Source organism: Actinoplanes sp. NPDC051475 (assembly GCF_040689425.1).
In the GTDB taxonomy this organism is placed as follows: domain Bacteria; phylum Actinomycetota; class Actinomycetes; order Mycobacteriales; family Micromonosporaceae; genus Actinoplanes.
The window spans coordinates 162,185-187,509 of record NZ_JBFAZZ010000017.1 but is presented as its reverse complement, the minus strand read 5'-3'; the positions used below and the strand labels follow the sequence as shown (position 1 = coordinate 187,509).

Genomic DNA, 25,325 nt, shown 5'->3' with positions numbered 1-25,325 from the left:
CCGGCGAGCTACTGCATGCGCGGTAGGTGCCGCTGCTTCACTGGTACGAGTCGCCCGGCTCGGCGCTCGGTTAGGGTGCGCGCATGAGCAGCGCACGGATCGGTGTCCGGGACTGGTCGCTCGCCGCCGGCGTCGTTGTGGTCCTCCTGGCGATCGGGCTGTCCGGGCAGGGTTCCGCACCCGGCTCCGGCACGGTCGGCTACGTGCTGCTGGCGGTCGGCGGCCTGGCGCTGGCCTGGCACCGGCGGGGCCCGGTCCCCGTCCTCGTCGTGACAGGTCTGTGCGCGGTGGGCTACCAGGCGGCCGGCCTCGACGTGTTCGCCGTCGCGTACCTGATCGCCGTCTACTCGGCGATGCGGACGGGCCACCGTGGCGCCACCGTCGTGATGAGTGTGCTCATGCTGGCCGCCCTGCCGCTCGCGGCCATGGCCTCCGGCCTGCACGGCACCGCGGAGGCGTTCGCACAGGCCAGAGGCGTCCTCGAGCTGGCCTGGCTGATCGCCGCCGCGGCGGCGGGCGAGGCGCTGCGGCAGGCCGAGCACCGCGCCGACGAGGCCGAGCGCACCCGTGAGGAGAGCGCGTTGCGCCGAGCCGGGGAGGAGCGCCTGCACATCGCCCGGGAACTGCACGACTCGCTCACCCACCAGATCTCGGTGATCAAATTGCAGGCGGAGGTGGCCGTACATCTGGCCACGAAGCGGGGTGAGCCGGCGCCGGAAGCCCTGCTGGCGATCCGCGACGCGGGCCGCGACGCGGCCCGTGAGCTGCGGGCGACGCTGGAAGCGCTGCGTGACGACGGCCAGCCGCGGGAGTACGGGATCGACCAGGTCCCGGAACTGCTGCGACGAGCACAGGCGAGCGGCCTGGACGCGACGCTGACGGTCGAGGGCGACCGTTCCGCAGTGCCGGTGGCGGTGGACCGCGCCGCCTACCGGGTCGTGCAGGAGTCACTGACCAACATTGCCCGGCACGCCAGGGCCGCCACCGCCACGGTCCGGATCGACTACCGCCCGGACGCGGTGGCCATCCGCATCGATGACGATGGGAAAGCCACGCCGACGTCCGTGCCGGTGCCCGGCGTGGGGTTGCTCGGGATGCGGGAGCGGGTGACCGCTCTCGGCGGCCGGCTGCGCGCCGAGCCGCGCCGCGAGGGCGGTTTCACGGTTCACGCCGAGTTGCCCGTGGAGCGTACGGCGTGATCCGGGTCCTGCTGGCCGACGACCAGCCGCTGATCCGCAGCGGGTTCCGCGCCCTGCTGGACGCCGAGGACGACATCGAGGTGGTGGACGAGGCCGGCGACGGCGCCGAAGCGGTGACGCTGGCCCGCCGGCACCTGCCCGACATCGCGCTCGTGGACATCCAGATGCCGCTCGTCGACGGCATCGAGGCGACCCGGCGTATCGCCGCGGACCCGACCCTGGCGGGGGTGCACGTGGTCATCCTGACCAACTACGGCCTGGACGAGTACGTCTACCACGCGCTGCGCGCCGGAGCGGCCGGATTCCTTGTGAAGGACATCCAGCCGGAGGACTTCCTGCATGCCGTCCGGGTCGCTGCGCGCGGTGACGCGTTGCTCGCCCCGTCGATCACCCGCCGGCTGATCGACGAATACGTCACCCAACCGCCCGGCGTGGACGCCGCCGCCGCGCTGAAGGAACTGACCAACCGGGAACGCGAGGCGGTCGCCCTGGTCGCGCAGGGCCTGTCGAACGCCGAGATCGCCGCCCGCATGGTCATAAGCCCGGTCACCGCCAAGACGCACATCAACCGTGCCATGACGAAACTGAATGCCCGGGACCGCGCGCAGCTCGTCGTCCTCGCCTACGAATCAGGGCTGGTGACCCCCCGCAACCAGTGACATCCTGCTATCCCCTCCCCTGCCAGCGCACGGCCGCCGCGCCGGCGAAGTCACCGGCGTGCGCGAAGCCGCCCAGGACCACCAGATCACCCGCGTGCACCTTTCCCGAGCGGACGGCGTGGTCGAGGGTGAGCGGGATGGCCGCGCCGAACGCGTTACCGCACTCGTCGAACGTGTCCGGGTGCCGCTCGGGCGGCAGGCCCAGTGCCTCTCGCCAGGTCCGCAGGAACGTCCGGTTGGGCTGGTTGGTGATGAGCACGTCGATGTCGCGGGTGGTCAGCGCGAGGCGCCGGCACAGCTCGTCGACCGCTTCGGGGACCAGCCGGTTGCCCCGCGCCAGGACGGCTGCCACGGACTGCTCGGTGAACCCGATCCTCAACTGGGAGGTACGGGTCTCCCAGTACCGGCGGCCGTCCTCGGCGACCAGCCGCATGTCGCCGGCGTACGCGCCGATGTGACGCGTGGTCACGTCGAGCACGGGCGACGGGCCGCCGGCGGTCACGTAGCCCACTCCGCAGCCGTCACCGGGGATCGCGGACTGGGCGAGCCGGCGTACCTCGGACTGGGTGAACAGCTGACCGGCGGCGGTCTGCACGTTGCAGATCAGCGCCCTCGTCGCGTCCGTGGTGGTGAGGATCTGACGGGCCAGTTTGAGCATGTACACGAACGAGGCGCAGCCGGCGTTCGCCACGTCGACCAGCCACTCGGGACGCAGCCCGAGCCGGCGCGCGATCTCGGTGCCCGCGCCGACGATGGGAAGGTCCGGCAATTGCGTGTGCACGAGCAGCACGTCCGCCGAGCGGATCTCGTCGGCGCCGTGCCGCTCGATCAGTTTCCGCACGGCCCGCTCCGCGAGGTCGACGTTCGTCTCGTCGGCCGCGACATGGTGCCGCCACCGCGGCGCCTTGAACATCACGCTGTCCCGCAGCTCGTCGCCGGCTTGCGGGTCGCCGGTGAAGAAGCCGACCCCGACCGGTTCGCCGGGCAGGTACGAGGCGACGTCGGTGAGGCTGACGACCGGGGTGCCGGTCACCGAGCCACCGCCCGTGCCGGCGGCACGTTCACCGGCACCCCGGCGGCGTACCGGTGCTCCAGGATCGCCTTGAGGTTGCCCATCTCGACGGTGTGGCCGGCGTAGAACAGGTCCCAGTAGTCGCCCACCCAGGGCCTGCCCGGCCGGGCGGCCAGGCTCGGGTAGGGATTGCGGTCGTAGTGGGGGTGGCGGCAATTGGTCCACGTGACAACGGAGCCCGGCCGGCCGAGCACCAGCGGCGCCGGGATGACCCGCATCAGATAGATCATCCAGAGCTCGTCGCCCTGGTCCCACGAGCAGTGGTAATCCACGGTCATGGCGTCGGGGTTGGCGACGGTCCGGCAGTAGATGCGGGTGTCTTCCGCCAACCTGTCGAAGCCGACCCACAGTCCGGGTACGCCGGACGGCTCGAAGTCGCGCAGGCTGTAGGTCCACTCCTCCAGGTGATGACCCTGGCGGAGGTAGTCGTAGACCTGCTCCGGCGGGCAGTCCACATGGTCCTGGATGGTGCAGTAGGTGCCGTAGACCTGCTGGTGCGGATAGGCCGGGAGGGTCAGTTCCCGGCACCGGGCGACCATCTCGTCCTGCCCGGTGCTCTCCACGCGCAGCAGGCCGGCGATGTCAGCCAACATGGACGGGTCGGTGCTCACGGGATGTCTCCTCGCTGTCTGGCGGGTGCTGACCGAGCGCGGCCAGGAAGGGCAGGAACGGCGGGACTTCGCGGGGATCGACGACCACCTCGACGAGCGCCGGGCCGCGACCGGCGGTGCTGCGCCGCAGCGCCCGGTGCAGCTGTCCCGCACTGCCGGCGCCGCTGACGGGGAGCGTGGGGAACCCCGCGGCCATCGCGCCGGCGATGTCGGTCGGGCGGAACAGGTTGTAGCTGTAGTCGTCGCCGTAGAAGAGCTGTTCGCGGGTGACACACATGCCGTGGGCGTTGTTGTTGAAGATCACGAAGGTGACGGGCGCGTCGTACTCCACGGCGGTGTGCACCTCCATGCCGTGCATGAAGAACGCCCCGTCGCCGGCGAGCACGAAGGTGCGCTGTCCGGAGGCGAGCGCCGCGCCGATGCCGGCGCCGAAGGCGTACCCCATGCCGCCCATCCCCACGGCGACCACGAACCGGCCCCGGCGCCGGGCGGGGAGGAGGTGGATCGCCGCGGCGGCCGCGTTTCCGGCGTCGACGAAGACGTGGGCGTCCTCCGGCAGCACCGCGTCGATGACCGCGATGGCCTCGGCGTACGGGGTGCCGACGCCGCGGAACGGCGGCGTGGGCAGGGGTAGCGGGCCGGCGTGCCCCGGACAGGGCCTGGACTGTGCCGGGAGCCGGCCGATGAGGGAGCGCAGGGCGCCTCGCACGTCACCGCGCAGGGACAGGCCCGCAACGAACGGCGCCTCGGGGTCGACGCAGATCACCGTCGTACGGCTGAGAAGGTCGTCCAGCCCGCCCCGGGCCATCATCGGCAGCCTCGTGCCCACGAGCAGGCAGACGTCGGCCTGGCGCAGGCACTCCGAGACGGTGGGGTGCCCCATCACCCCCGACACGCCCACGAACCGCGGATCGCGGTTGTCGAACACGTCCTTGGCGTCCGGTGTCACCGCCACCCAAGCCCCTGTCCGCCGGGCGAGTTCGGCCACCTCGGCCCGCGCATCCGTGGCAGCCACTCCTTCACCGGCGATGACGAGCACCGCGGTCGCGGCGCGCAGGGCGGTCACGGCGCGGCCGACGGCCCCCGGATCCACCTCCGCCGCGGCCGGCACGGGAAGGATCGGACCGCCCGGCTCGACCCGTGCCTGCTGAACATCCTTCGGCAGCAACAGGACGGCCGGTCCCCTGGGCTCGCGCTGTGCCGCCGCGACCGCCTGTGGGAGGAGCTCTTCGAGAATGTCCGGCCGGTCGACCCGGGCGCAGAACCGGGAGATCGGTGCGAACACCTGCTCGGCGTCGAACGAGCCGCCCTTGCCGCTGGAGTCCTGGAATGCGCCCCGTCCGTCCAGGGCCGTGGGTGACTGCCCGACCAACGCCAGCAGTGGAACCCGTGAGGCGTACGCCTCGGCCAGACCGGGCACCAGGTTCATGGCGCCGCCGCCGGAAGTCGCCGCGACCACGCCGAGCCGGCCGGTGGCGCGCGCGTATCCGTCGGCCATCGTGACGGCGGAGAACTCGTGCTTGGCGACGACGCCGCGGACGGCACTCCGGCTGCGATGGATCGCGTCGTACAGATCCTCGATGTTGGCGCCACCGACCCCGAACACGTGGTCGACGCCGAACCTGGCCAGCTCATCGACCACCCGGTCGACCAGGCGAAACTCGGCAGTCCTCATCGGTGCGCGGCTCCCACCCGGTCGGGGTCGACGACGACGCCGGCGACGGACGTGGTCTGGAACCGGTCGCGGTACTCGGTCGGTGTGACGCCGACGGTCCGGCTGAACGCTCGGAGGAACGTCTCCGAGGTGGTGAACCCACATCGGCGGGCCACGCTGGTCACCGGCAGTTCCGTGGTCTCCAGCAGCCTGCGGCCGCGCGCGATGCGCGCGCGCTCGACGTAACGCCCCGGGGTCACGCCCGCCTCGCGGCGGAACACCCGGGCGAAGTGGCGAGGGCTCATGTTCGCCCGCTCCGCCATGTCCGCGACGAGCAGGGGCCGGCCGAGGTTGTCCAGCGCCCACTCCTGAGCGGCCCGGATCGGCGCATCGGTGGCGAACTGCGCGTCCATGACGGCGCTGAACTGCGACTGCTCCCCGTGTCGTTTGAAGAACAGCACCAGGTACCGCGCCACCTCCAGCGCGAGCCTGGGGCCGTGGTCCTCCTCCACGAGGGACAGGGCCATGTCGATGCCGGTCGACACCCCGGCCGACGTCACGAACCGGCCGTCCCGGACGAAGATCGGCTTGGGGTCGACGACCACGTCCGGATAGCGGCGGGCCATGTCCGCGCTGTACGCCCAGTGTGTCGTCGCGCGGCGTCCGGCGAGCAGACCCGCCTCCGCCAGCAGGAACGCTCCGCCGCAGACCGAGGCCACCCGCCGGGACCGCGCGGCGGCGGCAGCGATCCAGGAGACCAGCGCATCGTCGGCGAGCGCGTCATGCAGTCCCCAGCCGCCCGGCACGAGAAGCGTGTCCATCGGGCCGTCTCCCGCCTCGAGCGGCGCCGCCTCGATCGCCAAGCCGGAGCACGTCCGCACGAGGGGCGCCTGAGCCGAGATGCACTCGACCAGGTAGCCCGCGTCCGGCAAGTCGAGCAGCCGGGTGGCAGTAACGAACACTTCCACCGGCCCCGTGATGTCCAGCGCCTGGCTGCCGGAGTAAGTCACCACCACCACACGTCGTTTCGCCACGGATAGACCCTTTCGCGAATGCCCAAATGACCGCAATGACAATCCCTTGACGAATCCTGCCAACGCCACCGATCCACACACGACGGTTACGCGGATCCCGCACAACCATGGTCAGGAGGTAGACGTCCATCGATCTGTATGGAACGGTCGCTACAGAATCGCTCCGGCCGCGGGCTCGCCGCGGCGCCGTCGAAGGAGTCCGTCATGAGCAGCGGTAACCCTGTGGTCCCGCGGATGGCCGTCGCAGCCCTGATGCTGCTGACCGTCGGCGGCGGTCTCGCCCCGCCGGCCGCCGCCCGCGCGTCCGACCCGGGCGGCGGTGCGGTGGTCCGCACGGCCGACGGCCCGGTGGCCGGCATCGTGGCGGACGGCCACCGCGCGTTCCGCGGCATCCCGTACGCGGCCCCGCCCGTCGGCCCGCTGCGCTGGGGTGCCCCGCAGCCCGCCGAGGCCTGGTCCGCGGTACGCGACGCGACGCGATCAGGCAGTCCGTGCCCGCAGCTGCCGTCGGTCCTGCCCGGCGAGTCCGCAAAGGGCAGCACCACGGAGGATTGCCTGTACGTCGACGTCTACACGCCACGCCCGGCCGGCCGGCACCGCCCGGTCATGGTCTGGCTGCACGGTGGCGCGTTCCTCACCGGCGCCGGCGGCGACTACGACGGCAGCGAGCTCGCCGAACGTACCGGCTCGGTGGTGGTCACCGTCAACTACCGGCTCGGCGTCTTCGGTTTCCTGCGCGTACCCGGCCTGTCCACCGGGGCCGACAACGCCGGGCTCCAGGACCAACAGGCCGCCCTGCAATGGGTACGCCGCAACGCCGCCGCCTTCGGCGGCGCCCCGTCCCGGGTCACGATCTTCGGTGAGTCCGCCGGCGCAGCGAGCGTGTGCGCGCACCTCGTGTCGCCGACGGCGGCCGGCCTGTTCCACCGCGCCGTCGTGCAGAGCGGGCCATGCGTGGCCACCCTGCGCACCGCGGCCGTTGCCGAGCTGCAGGGCGCCGCCCTCGCCACGACGCTGGGCTGCACCGATCCGGCCACTCGACCGGCGTGCCTGCGGGCCCTGCCGGTGCCGGCCCTGCTCGCGGCGGCCGGTGCCGATCTGGGCAGCTTCGGGCCCTCCGTCGGCGGCGCCGTACTGCCGGAGCAGCCGGCCACCGCCGTCACCGCCGGTCGCCTGCACCGCGTACCGGTCCTGCTGGGCACCACCCACGACGAATACCGGCTGTTCGTGGCGCTGCTGTACGACCTCGCCGGCGACCCGGTCACGGCAGCCCGGTACCCGGAGGTGATCCGCCAACAGTTCGGCGACCGCGCCGGAGCCGTCCTGGCCCGGTACCCCGCCGACCACTACGCCAGCCCCGGTATCGCCCTGGCCACAGTGATCACCGACGCCAGCTTCGCCTGCCCGACCCGGCGCACCGCCGCGCTGCTGTCGGCGCGCGTGCCCACGTACGCCTACGAGTTCGCCGACCCGGCGGCGCCGGAGTTCATCGTCACCGATCCGCTCATGCCCCTGGGCGCGTTCCATGCCGCCGAGCTGCCGTACCTGTTCGGTACGGGGCCCGGGGCGGACCAGCTCACGCCCCGTCAGCGGACGCTCTCCAACCGCATCATGGATTACTGGGGCCGCTTCGCCGCAGCCGGCTCTCCGAATGCGACCCCAGCGCCGGCCTGGCCCCGGTACAGCCCCCGCAGCGACCTGGTCCAATCACTCTCGCCGCTGGCGGTCGGGCCCGTCCGCACCTTCGCGGTCGACCATCAGTGCGGGTTCTGGGAGGAGTCGACCGCCGGCCAAGGAGGCGTTCGCCTGTGAAAGGGTTGCTGTCATGGCAGCTGCAGCGACTCCTGACCGCGAGGTTGTCCTCGAGACGGGTCGCCTGCTGCTCCGGCCTTGGCGGGTGGCCGAGGCCGTCGTCCAGCGTGAGTTGTGGACCGAACGTGACCCACGAGTGCCGCCGCACCGCCGAATCGACGCTGATGGACACCCCACGGTCGCGGAGCTCGAGGACTGGATTCGCACCAGCCGGCCATCGTCGACCGGGTTGCTGGCGATCGAACGGAAGGCCGCTGGTGACGTCATCGGCTACTGCGGGCTGATCGACGGCGGACGAGGATCGGACGGGGAACCGGAGCTGGCGTTCGAGCTGCTACGCCGAGTCTGGCGGCAGGGATACGCGACCGAGGCCTCGCGGGCGGTTCTGGACCGGGCGAGATCGTCCGGGTACGAACGTGTGTGGGCCACGGTCTGGGATTGGAACACCGCGTCCCGCCGTGTGCTGGCGAAGGTCGGCTTCACCGAGACCGAGCGAACGGAAGTCGACCCGGTCTACGGGACCACCCTGTTCGCCACGAGACGGCTCTGACACCCGATCCCGATCCTCATCCGATGACCACGCCGGGGTTGAGGATTCCGGCCGGATCGAGTTCTCTCTTGCCTGCCCGGAGGGCGGCGGCGAACAGGTCGGGGCGCTGCTGGTCGTACCAGGGGCGATGGTCGCGGCCCACGGCGTGATGGTGGGTGATGGTGGCGCCGCCGGCGATCAGGGCGTCGGAGACCGCTGACTTGATCTCGTCCCACTGCTCCACCGTCCTGCCCCACTCACCCGCGGCGTAGATCCCGAAGTACGGTGCGGGGCCGTCGGGGTAGACGTGGGAGAAGCGGCAGGTCACGATGCCGGTGGCGCCGACCTGGTGCATGGCGTCCTCGGCTGCCTCCGTGACGGCCGCGCGCAGGGTGTCGAACCGGTCCCACGTACACGCGGTCTCGAAGGTCTCCACGATCATGCCCTGCGCGGCGAGCACGTCCCGCTGGTACGGCATCCGCATGAAGGAGGAGCGCCAGGTGTCGGCGGCTCCGGTGCGCGCGCCCTGGTCGGCGGTGTCGGTGTATCGCGCCGGCTCGGGCAGGACCCCGCCGTGGTCGTGGCACAGCTCCAGCGCCCGCTGCATCCACGCGGTGACGGGATGGTCGGCGGATTCGAACCCGAGCACCAGGGCGGAGGTCGCCGAGCCCGCGTTGATCAGTGCCTCCATCGGGTCCAGGAGCCGGCAGTTCGCCGGGTACAGCCCGGACTGGGACAGCGCGCGCACCGCCTGCACGCCGGCCTCGTAGTCGGCGAAAGCCACCGAGGCGCCGGACCGCCAACGAACCCGTTCCTGGAGCCGCACCCAGGCCTGGGTGATGACGCCGAGCGACCCCTCGGAGCCGAGGAACAACCGGTCCGGGGACGGACCGGCGCCCGAACCGGGAAGCCTGCGGGTCTCGATGGCGCCGTTGGGGGTGATGACCCGCAGCGACTCGGTGAGGTCGTCGATGTGGGTGAGCTGGGTGGCGAAGTGGCCACCGGCCCGGGTGGCCAGCCAGCCGCCGAGGCTGGAGAACTCGAAGGATTGCGGGAAGAACCGCAGCGTGTATCCCCGGGGGCGGAGCTGCTCCTCCAGGTGTGGGCCGAGAACTCCCGCCTGGACCAGCGCCGCCCGGCTCGTCGGGTCGATCTCCAGGACCTGGTTCATCGAGGTCAGGTCCAGGCTGACCACCCCGGCGTACTCGTCGCCCACCCGGGGTTCGACGCCGCCCACCACCGACGAGCCGCCGCCGAAGGGGATGACCGCGATGTTCGCGCCGGTGCACCAGTCCAGCACCTGGACGACCTGCTGTTCCGACGTCGGGCGTACGACGAGGTCGGGTACGTGCGGCAGCTTGCCCAGCAGCGCCCGGACCACGTCGCGGAACGCCTGCCCGTGACTGTGCGCGAGCCGGTCGCGGACGTCCTGCGAGGTGATCGACTCGAGGGCTCGCGGCGCGTGGATCCGGCTGGGGCCCACGCCGAACGATCCGACCGGCGGCGCCTCGTGCACGGTGAGGTCCGCGCCCGGGAGCATGCGCGCGGTGCGCCGGGTGAGCTCCTCACGCTCCGGGCCGGCCACCGCATCCTCGAGGTATCCCCATCCCCACCACGAACGCGTCTTGCCGCTCACTGCCGTACCGCCGATCTGAACGCAAGGTAAGTTACCTGACGGTCACTTTGACATAGGGTGGGGCGATGGGCAAGCAGGAGAACCTCACGCGGGCTGTGGGAACCAAAGGGATGCCCCGCGCGGAAAGGGAGCAACTGATCCTCGACGCGGCAGCGGAGGAGTTCGCCCGCAAGGGCTATGCACGCGGGTCGACCGCGGAGGTAGCGGCGCGGGCGGGGATCACCAAGCCCCTGATCTACGAGTACTTCCAGTCCAAGGACGGTCTCTACCTCACCTGCGTGGACCGCGCAGGTGCCCGCCTCGTCGCTGCCGTACGGTCCGCCCAGGAGGGACCGTCCGACATCACCCGTGCCGCACGCACCCTGGAGGCCATCTTCCGGGCCCTCGAGTCGCGCGTGCACGACTGGGCACTCGTCTACGACGCGACGCTGCCGAGCGAGGGCCGGCTCCACGACGCTGCCACCGCGTACCGGCGCGAACTCAACCGGTTGGGCGCCGTCGGCGTGGCCGAGGTCCTCGACCGCTCAGAGGTCGACGAGCCGATGGATGCCGACCTCGCCACCCACCTCTGGTACGGGACGGTGAGCGCCGCCGTCGCGTGGTGGCGACATCACCCAGGGCAGACCGCGGACGACATGATCCTCAGGTTCGAGCGCATCCTCACGGTTCTCTATCCGGCGAAGACCTCCAGCTCGAACAGCGAGTAGCCCCAGCCCGTCCCCCGGGTGACACCCTGCATGCGCAGGTAGCGGCCGTGGCCGGCCAGAGCGGTGACGTCGTCCACGCCGCCGTCCCCGTTCGAGGTGGAGTAGACGGTCGTCCAGGTGCTGCCGTCGTCGGAGGTCTGCAGCCGGTAGGCCTTGCCGTACGCGGTCTCCCACCGGAGGATCACCCGGCCGATGCTCCGGCTCGCGCCGAGGTCGACCTGCAGCCACTCGGTGTCGGTGTACGCACTCGACCAGCGGGTGCCGGGCTCGCCGTCGGTCGCATAGGCGGCCGGGAACGCCGGGGTCTCGACACTGGACGCGCCGGCCGGCTTGCCGAGGGCGAGATTCCCCGGCGGCCCGGTCTGGAAGCCGGGTGCCCGCCCGATCGCGGCGATCATCGGCTGGAACGCGGTGTAGGTGGCCGTCGCCTTCGGTGTGCCCCAGGTCTGCTGCGCCAGGGCCCGCAGGGGGTCGCGGATCCCGGCGGCGACCTGGTCCTCGGTCTCGGCGTTCGGGGAGTCGCACCACACGTGGATCGCCGCGCCGGAGTTGCGGCTCGGGTCGCTGACCGTCGCACCGCCCTCGAACAGGTCGGGGTTCCAGGTCTCGTACATAGTGGTGATGTCGGGTTTCGGGCCACCGAGCACGTAGTAGGTCGGGTGGTAGGCGCTGTTCATGAGCTGGTGACCGCGGCCGAGCAGCTGCTGCGGCGTCAGCCCGGCGTTCGTCCAGTGGTCGACCACGATGGTCGGCGCGGGGTTGACGGTGCCGTCGCCGGACTTGATCCCGTCGTTCCACATCCGCATCGTCTTGCCGCCGGCCCGCACGATGGCGTTCGCCCAGTTGACGAACCCGTAGTACGTGTCCTTCGCCGTCGCCGCGGCGCCGTAGTGGGCGCGGGCGTACGTCAGCAGCTGCGGGTAGGAGCCGTAGTTCGTCACGTACTCGTCGGCGCCGACATGCCAGAACGGCCCGGGGAACAGCGGCAGGTACTCGTTGATCAGGTCGCGCATCAACGTGTACGCCCGGTCGTCGGCGAGGTCGATGAAGCCGTTGTTGACCGTGCCGCTGCTGGAGACGAGCTTGAGGTCGGGGTGCGCGGCCAGGATGGCGTCCATGTGCCCGGGAAAGTCGATCTCGGGCACGATCGTCACGTGGTACTCGGCAGCGAGCGAGATCAGGCCGGCCAGCTCCTGCTTCGTGAGCCGCTGCGCCGAGACGATCTCCGGGTGGCTGGTGGACTCGACCCGGAACCCCAGGTTGTCGGAGAAGTGCAGGTGGAAGTAGTTCAGCTTGAGGTAGGCCAGATCCTTGACGTGGTTCCGCAACCACTGGACGGTGAAGAACTTCCGGCCGTTGTCGACCATCAGGCCACGCTCGGCCTTGGCCGGCCAGTCCCGTCCGGTGCCGGCGGGGATCGACGGGGACTGCTTGAGGAGTTGCAGCAGGGAGCGGGTGCCGTAGAACGCGCCGGTGCCGGTGCGGGCGTCCACGGTGATCGACGGGCCGACCGTGAGGCGGTAGCCCTCCGCGCCGAGCTGCGTGTCGGTCGAGCCGCTGGCGAGCCGGATGTCGCCCGGCTGCGCGGTGCCGCCGGTCACCACCGGCACGCTGCGCCCGGTGAGGGCGAGCAGGTCCGCGGCGAACGTCGTACCGGACGGCCGGGTGGTGGCGTCCACGACGACGCGGGCGGTCGTCCCGAAGGTGAACGAGCCTCTCCCGGCCGTCCACTCGCGCAGGGCGGGAATCATGCTGCGGTTCGCCGGCAATCCGGCGGCGGCCGGAGAGCCTGCGGTGACGACCCAGGCCAGCGCCATCGCCACAAGGACAGGCAGGGCGACGGTTCGATGATGCCGCTGACGCATTGCCGCTCCATTCACCGAGATGGCAATGGACGCTACAACGCATCGACACTCATCACAATAAGGCTGACGGCGATGGGAGGACCACGATGCCGTCGTCGTCGCTGACGACCTCGGCACCCGGGGTGAACCGGCAATTGCCGAACTCGAGGACGACGTCGCGCTCCCCCGCGCCGGTCTTCGTGCTCTTGCGAGGGTTGGAGCCCAGCGCCTTTATGCCCAGCGGCAGGGTGCGCAGTGCGGCGACGTCGCGCACAGCGCCGTTGATGATCACGCCGGCCCAGCCGTTGTCCACGGCCAGGCCCGCGATGACGTCGCCCATGAGGGCGCAGTGCAGCGAGCCCTTGCCGTCGACCACCAGGACGCGCCCTTCGCCGGACTCGCCCAGTACGGATTTGAGCAGGGCGTTGTCCTCGAAGCAGGCGACGGTGACGGCCCGGCCGTGGAACGCGGCTGCTCCGCCGTACTGCCGCAGCTGGGTGTCGCAGGAGCCGAGCTCGTCGCCGTACTTGTCGTAAAGGTCTGCGGTGTTGTCCATGGGCTCTGACCCTAGATCACCACTCTGCGCGGATCAGAAGTCGTCGTTCCGTTTGCGCCAGGCGTCGGCCACCCGGTCCAGGGCGTCGTGGTCGAGGCTCATGCCGCCGAAGTTGGCGAGCGTGCTCATCGGCATCGTCCCGATGACGTGGATCAGCTCGTCCGTCAGCACCGCGGCCGGCTGGCCGTTTCTCACCTCGTCCTCGATCAGGTGCCGGCCGATCGGATCGCCCATCCACTCCTGGAGGGTGGAATCCCGGTCCAGCGAGACGGCCAGGGCGGGCGCCTCCACGCTGATGGTGCTGCTCAGCGGGAGATCGCGCGAGTGGGCGCCGACGGCGATGACGAAGTCCCCCGCCTCGACCACCCAGTCCCGGTGCCGGATCGACCAGAACGCGAAGGCGCGCTGATCCAGCTCGATCGACACCTCCTGGGACGTTCCCGCAGCCAGGAACACCTTGGCGAACCCCTTCAGCTCCCGGACCGGACGCGCCACGCTCGACTCGACGTCCTCGACGTAGACCTGCACCACCTCGGCGCCGTCGACCGCGCCGGTGTTCGTCACGGTGACGGTGACGGTGGCGCGGAAGGTGCCTTCGGCGACGGAGCCGTGGGTGGTCACCGTCAGATCAGAAGAAGCGAAGCTGGTGTACGACAGCCCGAAACCGAACGGGAACGCGACGTCCTGACCGCACTTGTCGTACCCGCGGTAGCCGATGAACAGCCCCTCCCCGTAGCGCACCACCTGCGAATCTCCCGGGAAGTTGAGATAGGAGGTGTTGTCCTCCAAGCGGTGCGGGATGGTCTCGGCCAGCCGGCCCGAGGGGTTGACGGCGCCGGTGAGCACGTCGGCGATCGCGCCGCCGGCGGCCTGACCGCCGAGCCAGGCCTCCACCACGGCTCGGGCGTACGGGGTGACATCCCCGAGGACCACCGCCGAGCCGTTGACCAGGACGACGACCACGTCGGGATTGACAGCGGCCACAGCTCGCAGCGCCTCGAGCTGGTGGGCCGGCAGGTTCATGTGCGTACGGTCGAAGCCCTCGGACTCGTCCGCCCCGGGCAGCCCGATCACCATGACGACGGTGTCGGCCGCACCGGCGATCCGCTCCGCCTCGGCGAGCATGGTCGCGTCGTCGACGGACGCGAAGGGCACCTCGCCGTAGACCGCGCGCAGCTCGTCGAGCAGCGAGTCGACGCGGGTCGGGTTGACCTGCGAGGAGCCGGCGCCCTGGAACCGGGGGGTGCGGGCGAACTCGCCGATGACCGCGATCCTGGCGTCGGCGGCCAAGGGCAGAACACCGTCGTTCTTCAGCAGCACGATCGACTCGGCGGCCGCTTCGCGGGCCAGCGCGTGGTGCGCGTCCGCGTCGAACGACTCGTCGAGGTCCAGTACGGGCATGGCCTTCGCGACCAGCTCGAGCACCTTCCGTACCCGGGCGTCGAGCAACTCGGGGGTGACCTCGCCGGCATCGACCGCGGCGACGATCGACTGTGGGCTGCGGCCCAGCGCGGGCGGCATCTCCAGGTCGAGCCCGGCCAGGAGCGCCGGAACGCGGTGGTAGACCGCACCCCAGTCGGAGACGACGAGACCCTCGAATCCGAACTCCTCCCGGAGCACGGTCGTGAGCAGCCACGGGTTCTCGGACGCCGAAAGACCGTTGACCTTGTTGTACGCGCACATCACCGTCCACGGCTGCGCGGCCTTGACGACGCGTTCGAAGGCGGGCAGGTAGATCTCCCGCAGCGTGCGCTCGTCGACCTGGGCATCCACCCGGAGCCGATCGCTCTCCTGGTTGTTGGCGGCGTAGTGCTTCACCGAGGTGCCCACGCCCCGGGACTGGATGCCGTCGACGATGCCGACGGCGAGCTCACCGGCCAGGAAGGGGTCCTCGGAGAAGTACTCGAAGTTGCGCCCGCACAACGGCGACCGCTTCATGTTGATGCCGGGGCCGAGAATCACCGAGAGGCGGGATGCCCTGGCCTCCTGGGCCAGGGCCTGGCCGATGCGGCGCAGGAGATCGGGGTTCCAGGCGCCGGCGACCGCCGAGGCGGTGGGGAAACAGGTCGCCGGGACGGAGCCGCCCAGGCCGAGGTGGTCGCCCTCCCCCGGCTGGGCGCGCAGCCCGTGCGGGCCGTCGGACACCATGATCCTGGGGATCCCCAGCCGGTCCACCGGTGCGGTGTACCAGAACGACGAGCCGCTCGTGAGCGCCGCCTTCTCCGCGACGGTGAGCTCGCCCAGCAGACGATCGACGTCCAGCATCGCGCTACCTCACCTTCTTGATCGGCAATACGACCAGTGCCCCGACCAGCGCCGCGACACCGGCGGTGTAGAGCAGCAGGTTGTAGTTCTGGTTGTCGGCGCTGGACACGGCGAGCAGCGCCGCACCGAACACCGGGGCCACGGTCTGCGGCAGGGCGTTGGCCATGCGCCAGTGCGACGATGCCCACCCCGAACAGCAGGGTCGAGCCCGCCACCAGGAACTTGCGCCGGCCCGTACGGTCGGAGATCTTCCCGGCGACCCAGCCTGAGGCGATCAGGGCCACCGTGTAGACCAGCACGCCGATGGTGACTGCCGCGGGCGCATCGTCCTCGGACAGGCCCAGCTCGTCCTGGAGGAAGAACAGCCGGAACGTGGTGAACATGAACGTCGCCAGCGTGATGAGGAACCGCGACCACCAGGCCAGCGCGAAGTCGGGATACCTGCGCGGGCTGAGCCAGAAGGTCGTGACCCACTCCCGCAGGTCCATCCTCGGCGGCCGGGCCCGCAGGTGCTGGTCCGGCAGGATGAACGCGAACAGCAGCATCGCGCCGATCGACAGGATCGACGGCACCACGAAGAGGATCACCATGTGGTGCTGGAACAGCTGCGCGACATAGGTGCCGCCGAGGATGCCGACGTTCTGGGCGATGCCCAGCAGGGCGGACACGCTGCCCCGCTGGAACTTGGGCACCTGGTCGGAGATCGTGGCGATGAACGGGGCCAGGGTCGCGTTGGCGCCCAGCTGCGCAAGGCACCAGCCGGCGGTGACGGTGGGGACGTTCTGCCCCAGGGCCATCACCAGGAAGGCGAGGGTCATGAGGACGGTGCCCCCGACTATCCAGGGGCGGCGCCGGCCCCAGCGCGAGGTGGTGCGGTCGGAGAACCGGCCGAACAGTACGTTGCCGATCACGGCGAACAGCGCGCCGAAGCCGGCCACCGTACCCAGCGCCGAGGTCTTCTGATCGTCGGGAACGATCTGCTGGACCTTCACGCCGATGCCGATGATCGCCGGGCCCAGCAGCGCGACGAAGAAGACGAACTGGGCGAAGACCAGACCCGTGACGTACCGCCAGGTGACCGGCTTCGTGGGCTCGGCGAACCAGTGGTGCTCGTGCGGATCCTTGACGTCGAGCGCGACGGCCGCCTCGTCCGTCGGCGGCAGCTCCCCGTACGGACTACCCGGAGTGCTCATGACAACCTCCCTGCGCTGCAGGGCCTGGCCAAGGACGGACGCGACCCCGAGGAAATCGACTGCCGAACGATCTACTAAATCGATTTCACCCCGTGACCGTTGTCTACAACGGGGCGCCGCAGTACGCCCGTCCAATGAGTCATAACAGTCGATTTATGCGTTTTAGCTCCCACGGCGGTCACGCGCGTCCACCCGGTGGACCAGGGCACACCCTCCTCGCCGGCCCGCGCGCCAGTGTGATCCACGACCTCATCGGAGAACCGTTGGTGTTCCCCTCCCTCACCGTCGATGCCGCAGACGGCCTTCGGCCGAAAGTCGTATCGGAAGGGCCGGGCGCTCGACCGAAGTACCGATTTCCTCCCCCGAGTGGTGGCGGGAGATCCGAACGGCGATTCCGATCGTCTTGCGGGGTGTGACACGGGGCATCCAGGGCGGGCTGATTCGAATCGTTCATTCCGGCGTTTCGATATCGGCTTTCCGACCCGGTCCTTCTGGTACCTGAAAGGACGGGTTGCCGCCATGGCGATTATTGTTGCGACTCCTTTTGCCCGGCATCGTTCCCGACCTGTCGAAGTCGCCAGGTCGGACGGGGCCAGAATCGCCGGGTGTGCCGCCACCGCATTGGTCGCGGTGACGACCTCCGGGCTTTTCGCCTCGTCGTATGTCGTGCTTGTCGTGAGCCTCCTCGCCATGGGCGTCTTGGTACTCGCGTGGCTCACATTGCGTCACCGCCTCGCGGCCATGACCACTACGGAGGCCTACATGACGTCGGCCGTCTGGGCCCTTCCCCTCATGGTCGCGCGACCGCTGTTCAGCGGCGACCTGTGGAGCTACCTCGCCCAGGGAATCACGGCGGCGAGCGGGCTCGACCCGTACCGGCTCGGGCCGGCGCAAGCGCTCGGCCCGGACTCGGTGGTGACGCAGCATGTCAGCCATTACTGGCTCGACACTCCGGCACCGTACGGGCCGGCCTGGCTGACGATCTCCCGTGCGGTGGCCGAGATCAACGGCAACTGGATCGTCCCGAGCGTGCTGCTCTACCGCCTGATCGCGCTGGTCGGCGTGGTCCTGATCGGCTGGGCGCTACCGCGGCTCGCGCGCCGGGTCGGCCTGTCGCCGGCGTACGCGCTGTGGCTGGGCCTGCTCAATCCGCTCATGCTCTGGCATCTGGTGGCGGGGGCGCACAACGACGCCGTCATGCTCGGTGCGATGCTCGCCGGCATGGAGCTCGCGCTCGCCGCCCTCGGGCGTACGAGGGCCGGCGCCGCGCAGGGTTTCGTGAAAGCCGACCCGATGCGGCTCGTGGCCGGGGTTGCGTTGCTGACGGTTGCGGCAAGCATCAAGATCGTGGCGGCCGCGGCGATCTGTTGTGTGGCAGCCGAGGTGGCCCGCCGCCGCGGCGGTTCCGTCCGGTCCGCCCTGCTCGTGATGTCAGGTGCCACGGCCGGCATGGTGCTGCTCTGCGCCGTGGGCGGGTTCGGCTGGCTCAGCGCCCTTCGCAGCAGCGCCACCGTCTACAGCTGGATGGCACCGACCACGGCGACCGGTCTCCTCGTCGGCGCCCTGATCGGCGCGCATGCCACAGCCACCGCCGTCACGATCGCCAACGCCATCGGCGCGGTGGTGTGCCTCCCGGTAGTCATCCGGCTGTTGCTCAATGTGTATCGCGGGAGAACCAACCCTCTCCGGTCTCTTGGCCTGATCTTCGTCGTCGCGCTGCTGTGCGGACCGGTCGTGCAGCCCTGGTACCTGCTCTGGGCGCTGCTTCCCCTGGCCGCGACCGCGAGCCGGCATCGCGAGCGCACGGCGCTGGCCGCCGTCAGCACGGTGGTCGCCCTGGTCCTGCCACCGCTCGCCGCCTCGGCGGCGGACCTGGTCGTCGGTTACGTCACCGCGGCGACGGTGGTGGGGACCGTCGCAATTCTCGCCGGGCGCCGGCGCCGCTCTCCGTCGATGGCTCACCGTCGGCTGCACATTCCGGCGCAGGCATCCGCCGGTCCGGCACTGGCACTGGCACTGGCACTGGCACGGATGGGACCGGCTCGGCATGGCCCGGCCAAGGCCACCGCCACGCCGGTCGCCTGACCTCACCGCTGCCCGTACCCGACAACGCCGTGGCAGCCTGCACCCAGGCAGGCGACTGTGGCCCTTCGTGTCTCCCGCGTCGGGAGCCGCGAAGGGCCGTCGTGCTGTCAGTGGCCGGTCGGGTAGGGATGCGCCGCCGCGTTCGCCAGGGTCAGGAAGGCGGGCCGGTTGAGGCTCCAGAAGGACGACATGCATGAGTAGCGCGGGAAGAAGCCGCTGCATCCGGAGGTGTCCGGGCCCACCTCGATGGTGTAGCCGGGAACGCCCCGCGTGCCGTAGATCCAGTCGTCGGTCGCCCCGGGCGCGAAGTAGTTCAGGCCGCCGTCACCGTGCACGACGTCGTAGTGGTTGGACTGGCTCATGGCCGTGGCGATCGTCCGCAGGTCGTTGTTGTTCGGCGCGAGCGAGTTGGTCCAGCCGTACGGGTAGATGTCGAGCTCGGCGTAGCTGTGCAGGGTGAGGAATGTGCCGGTGGTGTCGGTGGTCGCCGGCGAGAAGTCGGCGCTGGGCTTGGTGTCGCGGTAGATGCCGGCCAGGAAGTTCTGGATGCCCTGGGTCTCCGGCTCGCTGGCCGCGTTCGTCCCCGGATAGGTCTCGCTGCACTTGGTGCCCTGGTTGACGTCCCAGTGGTAGCTCGAATTGCGGTTGAGGTCGACGCCCCGGCCGGTGCCGGAGCATCCGTTGTCGTGGGCGTTCTTGCGCTGGGAGACGGGCCGGGTCGAGTTCGACGAGACGATGTCGACGCCGTCCGGGTTGGCGATCGGGATGACCCACAGCTCGGTGGTGTCCATCAGCCGGGTCACGTCGGCGTTCGCGCCGTAGTTGTTCACCAGGTAGTCGATCCACATGTAGGCCAGCTCGCCGGTCGCGAGCTCACGGGCGTGCATCTGGGCCATGAGGGTGAACTTCGGCTTCGAGCCGCCGCTGGTGGTCGCGCAGTCCCCAGCCTTGATCTTGGTGATGCACAGGGCCTGGATGTCATGCCCGCCACTGCTTTGCGTCTTGAGCCACGACTGACCGATGCCGCGCAGGACGACCAGGTCGGGATGAGCCGAGGCGACCTGCCGGTTGTGGTCCTCATGCCCGGCCGCGGTGTGGTAGCCGCCGTAGTAGGTGCCGGCCGCCGCCCGGAACGTCGACGCCACCGGCTGATAGAGCGGGCCGGCGTAGTGCACCGTCAGGCCGCGGTGCCGCAGTCGCTGGGCGTCCGCGGCGGTCGCCAGAATCGGTACGCCGTGGGTCAGCGGCCCTTCCAGCACGTCGTAGCCGCGCCGGGTGAGGTCGGTGGCCAGACCGGCAGCGGTCGTGGACGGCGACGTCACGTCGTAGTAGGCCTGCTCGGCCGTGGTGGGGACCGACGCGGCGGCGCTGCCGGGCACCGCCAGCCCGGCGCCGAGCAGGGGTAGCAGGACGGCCGTGGCGGCGGCGAGCCATCTGCGGAGGCGCGACCGGTGGGAGGGGGCGAACCTGGTCATCGGTACCTCGATCATGGGGTGGCCCGGCGTCACCGTGCACCGGGACGTTGGGTATCCACGATGATCGATATGGTCGTTCCCGTCAACATTTGTGAACACGGCATCAGCGTGCTCCCGTCCGAGGGCTGACGTGCTCGAATCGCGACAGTAGGGTCAGCGCACGGCCCCCAGGCTGTATACCATCGGCCGTCAGCTCACGGGGTGTCACCCGGGCATATGGGGGCAACAGATGGATTTCTGCGTGCTGGGTCCGCTGACGGCGACATGCGACGGCCGGCCGGTGACCCTCCATGGCCCACGCCAGCGCCGGCTGCTCGCCGTACTCCTCCTCAATGCCAACCTCGTCGTGTCGACGGAGCGCCTCGTCGACGAGCTGTGGGACGATCCACCGGCCACGGCACGGCGGCAGGTGCACAACGCGATGGCGGCGCTGCGCCGCTCGCTCGGCACCTTCGGCGACGCGCGGATCGACACCACCGACGTCGGATACCGGCTGGCGATCCGGCCCGAGCAACTGGACGCGGAGGTGTTCCGCCGGCACGTGCACGAGGCCGAGCGGCACGCGGCCGACGGCGAGGTCGGGGACGCGGTCGGCAATCTGACACAGGCGCTCGCCCTGTGGTCCGGCCCCGCCCTGCCCGGCCTCGACGGCCCGCTGATCCGCAGCGCCGTGGCCGGGCTGGAGGAGCTGCGGCTCACCTGCCTGGAACGGCTCGGCGCGCTGCGACTGGAGCTGGGCGAGGCGGCCGGCGCCCTGAGCGACCTCACTACCTGGGTGGCCGAGCACCCGATGCGCGAGTCTCTGCGGGGCAGCCTGATGCTGGCGCTGTACCGGTGCGGCCGGCAGGCCGAGGCGCTCGACGCCTACGAGCAGGGCCGCCGGCTGCTCGCCGAGGAGCTGGGCCTGGATCCGGGCGCGGCGCTGCGCCGCCTGCACGAGCAGATCCTCCTCGACGCCGTCCCCTCCCCCACGGCGATCCCTGCCGCCGCGCCGGCGGAACCGGCCGCGCAGGCTCAGCCGAGCGCTGCGGTGGCTTGCACATTGCCGCATGACATCGTGGACTTCTCCGGGCGGACCGCCGAGCTCACCCAGCTCCGCGACGGCATCGCGCGCTCGGCCACCACCGCCCTGGCCATCTCGACGATCGACGGCATGGGCGGCATCGGCAAGACCGCGCTCGCCGTACGCCTCGCCTACCTGGTCCGCGACGACTACCCCGACGGCCAGCACTTCCTGGACCTGCGCGGGTTCACCCCCGGCCAGGACCCGATGACCTCTGCCCAGGCGCTCGACGTGCTGCTGCGCGGCATCGGCGTGCCCCCGGAGCAGGTGCCGGCCGACGAGGATTCGCGAATCGCCTTCTGGCGGTCGCAGATGGCCAGCCGCCGCATGCTCGTGGTGCTGGACAACGCCGTCGACGAGGGCCAGGTGCGGCCGCTGCTTCCCGGCGCGGCGAAGACGCTGGTCGTCGTGACGAGCCGGCGGTACCTGGGCGGGCTGGAGGGCACCAGTCCCCTCTTCCTCGACGTGCTGCCGGGGCCGGACGCGCTCGCGCTGTTCGAGCAGGTGGCCGGCCGGACGCTGACGGAGCCGGACCGGGCGGTCGCCGCCGAGGTGGTCGAGCTGTGCGGCCGGCTGCCGCTCGCCGTACGCATCGCCGGCTCACGGCTGCGCCACCGTCCCAACTGGACGGTGTCGGACCTGGTGCTGCGGCTGCGTGACCAGCGCCGCCGTACCCGTTTCCTCACCATCGGCGACCGAACGGTCGCCGCGGTGCTCGGGCTCTCCTACCGGTATCTCAGCCCGCCTCAACAGCGACTGTTTCGCCTGCTCGGGGTGCACCCGGGAGTCGACTTCGAGCCGTACGCGGTGGCCGCCCTGGCCGGCATCACGCCCGAGGAGGCGGAGGACGGCCTGGACGCGCTGGTCGACGACAACCTGCTGTTGCAGGGCACCGGCGGCCGGTACCGGATCCACGACCTGGTCCGCGACTGCGCGCACGAGCTGGCGAACCAGCACGACAGCGAGGCGGAGCTGCGCGCGGCGGCGCACCGGCTGCTCGACTACTACCTCCGGCTGGCATGGCGCTCGTGCGAGCCGATGGCGCGTGCCGCGCACCGCTTCGAGCCCGGGTTCCTCGGCCAGGCGCCGGAGCTGCCCGCCGGTACCAACCCGATAGGCCTGCTGAAAGCCGAGCACGGCAACCTCGTGGAGGCGGCGCGGTACGCGGCCGAGCACGGCTGGCTCGACCACACCTGGCAGATCCCCGGTGCCCTCCAGCCGTTCCTGAACCGGATGAACCACCACGGCAACTCCCTCGCGATCTTCGAGCGTGGCCTGGCCGCGGCCCGCGAGCTCGGGGACGCGCCGGGCGAGTCGGTGATGCTCAGCAGCATCGCGCTGATCATGCGTGAACTGGGCCGGTTCGCCGAGGCGCAGCAGCTGTTCGAGCAGGCGATCGCCATCAGCCGGCGGACCGGGGCGCTCGCCGCCGAGGCGTGCCAGCTGTCCGGCCTCGGTTTCACCTACCGGCGCGCCGGGCAGTTGCGCCTGGCCCACGAGACGTTCGCGGCCGGCCGCGACCTGGCCGAGCGGGCGGGCGACCGGGCCGGGTACGCGGCGCTGACCAACAACCTCGCCGTGGTGTGCATCGCGATGGGCCGGTACGCGGAGGGCCGGGCGTACCTCGAGGAGGTGCTGCCCATCGCCCGCGAGCTCGGCGCGGTGCACGACGAGGCGATGCTGCTGGGAAACCTGGGTCAGGCGCTGGACCGGCTGGGCCAGGGCGCCGCGGCGCTGGAGCGGTTCGACCGGGCGCTGGAGCTGACCCGGCGGGTGGAGCTCCGGCACGGCGAGGCGATGAGCCTGGCCGGCCGCGGCGCCGCCCGGGTCAACCTCGGCGACCTCACCGGCGGGCTGGCGGACGGGCGGGCCGGGCTGGTCATCGCGCGGGACGCCGGAGCCCCGTACGCCGAATGCGAGTCGCTGCTCGTCATCGGCGCCGCACAGGCGGCCGCGGGGCAATGGGCGCAGGCCGAGTCGGCGTACGAGCAGGCCCGGCGGATCGCCGCGGCGAACGACCTCTCCATCCAGGAAGCGCGCGGATGCGACGCGCTGGCGCGGCTGCGGGCGCGGGCCGGCGACCGGGCCGCGGCCGGGCGGCACCGGGAACGGGCGCTGGGGCTGTACCCGGCCGAGGCGGTCGAGGCCCGGCTGCTGCGCGCCGTCATCGAGCCCGGACAGCCGGCTCCGACGGCCGCCGGCCAGGGCGAACGCATGATCGATACCGAACGGATAGCGCACGCGTACACCATTGTGCCGGCCCTGTCGGGGGACAGGGCCTAGGGGCGAATCGAGGGGGAAGCACCACATGAAGAAGCCGGTACTGATCGGATTGCTGATCGCGGCGGCCCTGTTCGGGCTCATCACCGTCGGCGCCGCCGTCGGGGGCCACCACCGTGGTGACACCGGGAGCTCCCGGCAGGCGGCACCGCCGATGGACTGCATCGGCCCGATCACCTGTGGATGAACCGGCCCGCGCGGCGCACAGCGCCCGAGGGTTCACGACGAGCATCACCGCGCTGCTGGTGGTGCTCGTCGTGGCCGCGGCCACCCAGTTGCCGGCGTCGATCGCGCCCGGCTGGCTCAGCGGCCAGCGGGACACGTATCAGCTGCTCTGGCCGCAACGGTGGGTCTTCTTCACGGCCGCGGGTTCGGTGACCGTCGGCGTGTACCGGCCCGGCGGATATGAGCCGGTGACAGCGCCGCTGTCGTCCGCGCGGAACCGCGGCGGCCTGAGCCGGCAGGAGTACGCCACCGTCCTCGAGGCGGCCACCCTGGCCGGATCCGTACCGGCCGCGCGGTGGCGCGACTGCGGGCGGCCGGCCTTGACGGACTGCGCCGACCGGCTGGCCGGTGCACCGGTGACCACCCTGGACAGCCGGGTGGCGTGGCGGCCGCTGTGCGGCGCCGTGGTCTTCACCCGGGAGCGGCTGGTCGCCGACGCGTGGCAGGTCCAGTCCTTCACTCCCGCCGAACTGGCATGCGCACGCTGACGCGCGTTCGCGCCGGAGTGCTCCTGCGCGCGGCCGAGTTCGACCCGCGGGACCGGCAGCTCGCGGTCGGGCGCTCACTGCTCGCCCTGGCCACGCTCAGCGTCCTGCTCTTCACACCGACCCGCGCGCTGTTCGCACCGCTGCCGGAGAACCCGGCGGGGCCCCGCTGCGGCGGCGTCCGCGGTGCGCTGCTGTGGTGCGTGGGCGGGCCGGGCCCGTGGCTGTCGACGCCCCGGCTGGTCGTGGCCGTCGCCGTCCTCGCCGCCGTCGTTATCGGATTCCGCCCGAGGTGGACCTGCGTGCCGCATTGGTACGTCACCGTGAGCCTGAGCGCGTCGATGACCGTGCCCAACGGTGGTGACGCGGCCGGCCGGATCGCCACCATGCTGCTCATCCTGATGTGCCTCGGCGACGGCCGGCGCTGGCACTGGCGGGCCGGCCACGACCCGTACCCGCCCGCCTGGGGCGGCAGCGCGTACGCCGCGCACCTCGTGCTGCGGCTGCAGGTGGCGCTGATCTACCTTGCCGCGGTCGGCACCAAGCTGGCGGTTCCGTCCTGGCGCGACGGCACCTACCTGGCCGAGATCTTCCACCATCCGTACTACGGCCCGTCCGCGGCGCTTCGCTCCGTGCTGGGACCCGCGCTCGAACAGCGGCCGATCGTCGCCGCCCTGACCTGGGGCACCCTCGTCATCGAGCTGGCCATCGCCGCCTCCCTCTTCGCCGGGCCGCGGCTCCGCCGCTGCGGCCTCGTCCTGGCCATCGCCCTGCACGGCCTCATCATCGTGCTGATCGGCCTGGTCAGCTTCGGCCTGACGATGATCGCGCTGGTGACCCTGGCAAGCGGCGGCACCCGCCGCCATCCGCCGGCCGATACCGCGCCGATGCAGTTCCGAGAGTCCGCACCGGTTGTCTAGTCCTCGTCGCCACCACCGGCG

At 71.2% G+C, this 25,325-nt stretch carries 19 protein-coding genes and 1 pseudogene; 10 read left to right on the top strand and 10 right to left on the bottom strand.

The window, feature by feature from the left end; all coding sequences use genetic code 11:
• Positions 1-83 precede the first annotated feature (83 nt).
• Both AB0368_RS30650 and AB0368_RS30645 read left to right on the top strand, forming a co-directional pair.
• Positions 84-1,199 carry a histidine kinase gene (locus AB0368_RS30650; RefSeq protein WP_366157488.1) on the top strand — a complete coding sequence of 372 codons (1,116 nt, stop codon included), beginning with the start codon at positions 84-86 and terminating at the stop codon, positions 1,197-1,199.
• A complete protein-coding gene (locus tag AB0368_RS30645) occupies positions 1,196-1,858 on the top strand; it encodes a response regulator transcription factor (RefSeq protein ID WP_366157487.1) in 663 nt (220 codons plus the stop codon). The genes AB0368_RS30650 and AB0368_RS30645 overlap by 4 nt, the downstream gene beginning before the upstream one ends.
• A gap of 7 nt (positions 1,859-1,865) precedes the next feature.
• On the opposite strand, the gene AB0368_RS30640 is transcribed toward AB0368_RS30645, so the two are convergent.
• Genes AB0368_RS30640 through AB0368_RS30625 form a run of 4 tightly spaced genes read right to left on the bottom strand, consistent with a single transcriptional unit; the run spans position 1,866 to position 6,229 of the window.
• Positions 1,866-2,891 (bottom strand): 3-oxoacyl-[acyl-carrier-protein] synthase III C-terminal domain-containing protein, encoded by a 1,026-nt coding sequence (locus tag AB0368_RS30640; protein ID WP_366157486.1) that lies wholly within the window; start codon positions 2,889-2,891, stop codon positions 1,866-1,868.
• A complete protein-coding gene (locus AB0368_RS30635) occupies positions 2,888-3,541 on the bottom strand; it encodes an SRPBCC family protein (RefSeq protein WP_366157485.1) in 654 nt (217 codons plus the stop codon). The genes AB0368_RS30640 and AB0368_RS30635 overlap by 4 nt, the downstream gene beginning before the upstream one ends.
• Positions 3,513-5,216, bottom strand: a complete 1,704-nt coding sequence (locus AB0368_RS30630; protein WP_366157484.1) for a thiamine pyrophosphate-binding protein — start codon at positions 5,214-5,216, stop codon at positions 3,513-3,515. The genes AB0368_RS30635 and AB0368_RS30630 overlap by 29 nt, the downstream gene beginning before the upstream one ends.
• Positions 5,213-6,229 (bottom strand): GlxA family transcriptional regulator, encoded by a 1,017-nt coding sequence (locus tag AB0368_RS30625; protein WP_366157483.1) that lies wholly within the window; start codon positions 6,227-6,229, stop codon positions 5,213-5,215. The genes AB0368_RS30630 and AB0368_RS30625 overlap by 4 nt, the downstream gene beginning before the upstream one ends.
• A gap of 204 nt (positions 6,230-6,433) precedes the next feature.
• Between AB0368_RS30625 and AB0368_RS30620 the strand changes: the two genes are divergently transcribed.
• Both AB0368_RS30620 and AB0368_RS30615 read left to right on the top strand, forming a co-directional pair.
• Positions 6,434-8,041: a carboxylesterase/lipase family protein gene (locus tag AB0368_RS30620; protein WP_366157482.1), complete on the top strand. Its 1,608-nt coding sequence runs from the start codon at positions 6,434-6,436 to the stop codon at positions 8,039-8,041.
• A gap of 13 nt (positions 8,042-8,054) precedes the next feature.
• Positions 8,055-8,591, top strand: coding sequence for a GNAT family N-acetyltransferase (locus AB0368_RS30615; RefSeq protein ID WP_366157481.1), 537 nt, complete (start codon positions 8,055-8,057; stop codon positions 8,589-8,591).
• A 16-nt stretch (positions 8,592-8,607) separates the two neighbouring features.
• Here AB0368_RS30615 and AB0368_RS30610 read toward each other — a convergent pair whose 3' ends face one another.
• On the bottom strand, positions 8,608-10,206 hold the full coding sequence (locus AB0368_RS30610; protein WP_366157480.1) for an FAD-binding oxidoreductase: 1,599 nt from the start codon (positions 10,204-10,206) through the stop codon (positions 8,608-8,610).
• 65 nt (positions 10,207-10,271) lie between these two features.
• Here AB0368_RS30610 and AB0368_RS30605 point away from each other — a divergent pair, with 65 nt between their 5' ends.
• Positions 10,272-10,913 (top strand): TetR/AcrR family transcriptional regulator, encoded by a 642-nt coding sequence (locus tag AB0368_RS30605; protein ID WP_366157479.1) that lies wholly within the window; start codon positions 10,272-10,274, stop codon positions 10,911-10,913.
• Here AB0368_RS30605 and AB0368_RS30600 read toward each other — a convergent pair.
• The 4 genes and pseudogenes from AB0368_RS30600 to AB0368_RS30585 all read right to left on the bottom strand — a co-directional run.
• Positions 10,877-12,778 (bottom strand): family 20 glycosylhydrolase, encoded by a 1,902-nt coding sequence (locus AB0368_RS30600; protein ID WP_366157478.1) that lies wholly within the window; start codon positions 12,776-12,778, stop codon positions 10,877-10,879. The genes AB0368_RS30605 and AB0368_RS30600 overlap by 37 nt on opposite strands.
• A gap of 52 nt (positions 12,779-12,830) precedes the next feature.
• Positions 12,831-13,313, bottom strand: a complete 483-nt coding sequence (gene rraA, locus AB0368_RS30595; RefSeq protein WP_366157477.1) for a ribonuclease E activity regulator RraA — start codon at positions 13,311-13,313, stop codon at positions 12,831-12,833.
• 33 nt (positions 13,314-13,346) lie between these two features.
• Positions 13,347-15,578: a glycoside hydrolase family 3 C-terminal domain-containing protein gene (locus AB0368_RS30590; RefSeq protein ID WP_366157476.1), complete on the bottom strand. Its 2,232-nt coding sequence runs from the start codon at positions 15,576-15,578 to the stop codon at positions 13,347-13,349.
• Positions 15,579-15,802: 224 nt separating this feature from the next.
• Positions 15,803-16,771: pseudogene (locus AB0368_RS30585) on the bottom strand (MFS transporter); the annotation flags it as partial.
• 288 nt (positions 16,772-17,059) lie between these two features.
• Between AB0368_RS30585 and mptB the strand changes: the two are divergent.
• Positions 17,060-18,856 carry a polyprenol phosphomannose-dependent alpha 1,6 mannosyltransferase MptB gene (mptB, locus tag AB0368_RS30580; RefSeq protein WP_366157475.1) on the top strand — a complete coding sequence of 599 codons (1,797 nt, stop codon included), beginning with the start codon at positions 17,060-17,062 and terminating at the stop codon, positions 18,854-18,856.
• Positions 18,857-18,963: 107 nt separating this feature from the next.
• On the opposite strand, the gene AB0368_RS30575 is transcribed toward mptB, so the two are convergent.
• The gene (locus tag AB0368_RS30575; RefSeq protein ID WP_366157474.1) at positions 18,964-20,331 is read right to left on the bottom strand and encodes a M14 family zinc carboxypeptidase; all 1,368 of its coding nucleotides are present in this window, start codon (positions 20,329-20,331) and stop codon (positions 18,964-18,966) included.
• A gap of 241 nt (positions 20,332-20,572) precedes the next feature.
• Here AB0368_RS30575 and AB0368_RS30570 point away from each other — a divergent pair, with 241 nt between their 5' ends.
• From AB0368_RS30570 to AB0368_RS30555, 4 genes are read left to right on the top strand one after another with little or no spacing between them, the layout of a single operon-like run.
• Complete coding sequence (locus AB0368_RS30570) at positions 20,573-23,677, top strand: BTAD domain-containing putative transcriptional regulator (RefSeq protein ID WP_366157473.1); 3,105 nt, start codon at positions 20,573-20,575, stop codon at positions 23,675-23,677.
• Positions 23,678-23,702: 25 nt separating this feature from the next.
• Positions 23,703-23,861 (top strand): hypothetical protein, encoded by a 159-nt coding sequence (locus tag AB0368_RS30565; protein ID WP_366157472.1) that lies wholly within the window; start codon positions 23,703-23,705, stop codon positions 23,859-23,861.
• Entirely contained in the window at positions 23,854-24,387 is a 534-nt protein-coding gene (locus tag AB0368_RS30560) for a hypothetical protein (protein ID WP_366157471.1), read from the top strand. The genes AB0368_RS30565 and AB0368_RS30560 overlap by 8 nt, the downstream gene beginning before the upstream one ends.
• Positions 24,375-25,304, top strand: coding sequence for a sporulation-delaying protein SdpB family protein (locus AB0368_RS30555; protein WP_366157470.1), 930 nt, complete (start codon positions 24,375-24,377; stop codon positions 25,302-25,304). The genes AB0368_RS30560 and AB0368_RS30555 overlap by 13 nt, the downstream gene beginning before the upstream one ends.
• Positions 25,305-25,325 lie beyond the last annotated feature (21 nt).

What these genes read in the sequence shown, in the direction of transcription:
- AB0368_RS30575 (WP_366157474.1), bottom strand. Translation starts at nt 20,331, where the DNA reads ATGACCAGGTTCGCCCCCTCCCACCGGTCGCGCCTCCGCAGATGGCTC.
- mptB (WP_366157475.1), top strand. Translation starts at nt 17,060, where the DNA reads ATGCCGCAGACGGCCTTCGGCCGAAAGTCGTATCGGAAGGGCCGGGCG.
- AB0368_RS30605 (WP_366157479.1), top strand. Translation starts at nt 10,272, where the DNA reads ATGGGCAAGCAGGAGAACCTCACGCGGGCTGTGGGAACCAAAGGGATG.
- AB0368_RS30590 (WP_366157476.1), bottom strand. Translation starts at nt 15,578, where the DNA reads ATGCTGGACGTCGATCGTCTGCTGGGCGAGCTCACCGTCGCGGAGAAG.
- AB0368_RS30630 (WP_366157484.1), bottom strand. Translation starts at nt 5,216, where the DNA reads ATGAGGACTGCCGAGTTTCGCCTGGTCGACCGGGTGGTCGATGAGCTG.
- rraA (WP_366157477.1), bottom strand. Translation starts at nt 13,313, where the DNA reads ATGGACAACACCGCAGACCTTTACGACAAGTACGGCGACGAGCTCGGC.
- AB0368_RS30650 (WP_366157488.1), top strand. Translation starts at nt 84, where the DNA reads ATGAGCAGCGCACGGATCGGTGTCCGGGACTGGTCGCTCGCCGCCGGC.
- AB0368_RS30600 (WP_366157478.1), bottom strand. Translation starts at nt 12,778, where the DNA reads ATGCGTCAGCGGCATCATCGAACCGTCGCCCTGCCTGTCCTTGTGGCG.
- AB0368_RS30615 (WP_366157481.1), top strand. Translation starts at nt 8,055, where the DNA reads ATGGCAGCTGCAGCGACTCCTGACCGCGAGGTTGTCCTCGAGACGGGT.
- AB0368_RS30565 (WP_366157472.1), top strand. Translation starts at nt 23,703, where the DNA reads ATGAAGAAGCCGGTACTGATCGGATTGCTGATCGCGGCGGCCCTGTTC.
- AB0368_RS30620 (WP_366157482.1), top strand. Translation starts at nt 6,434, where the DNA reads ATGAGCAGCGGTAACCCTGTGGTCCCGCGGATGGCCGTCGCAGCCCTG.
- AB0368_RS30555 (WP_366157470.1), top strand. Translation starts at nt 24,375, where the DNA reads ATGCGCACGCTGACGCGCGTTCGCGCCGGAGTGCTCCTGCGCGCGGCC.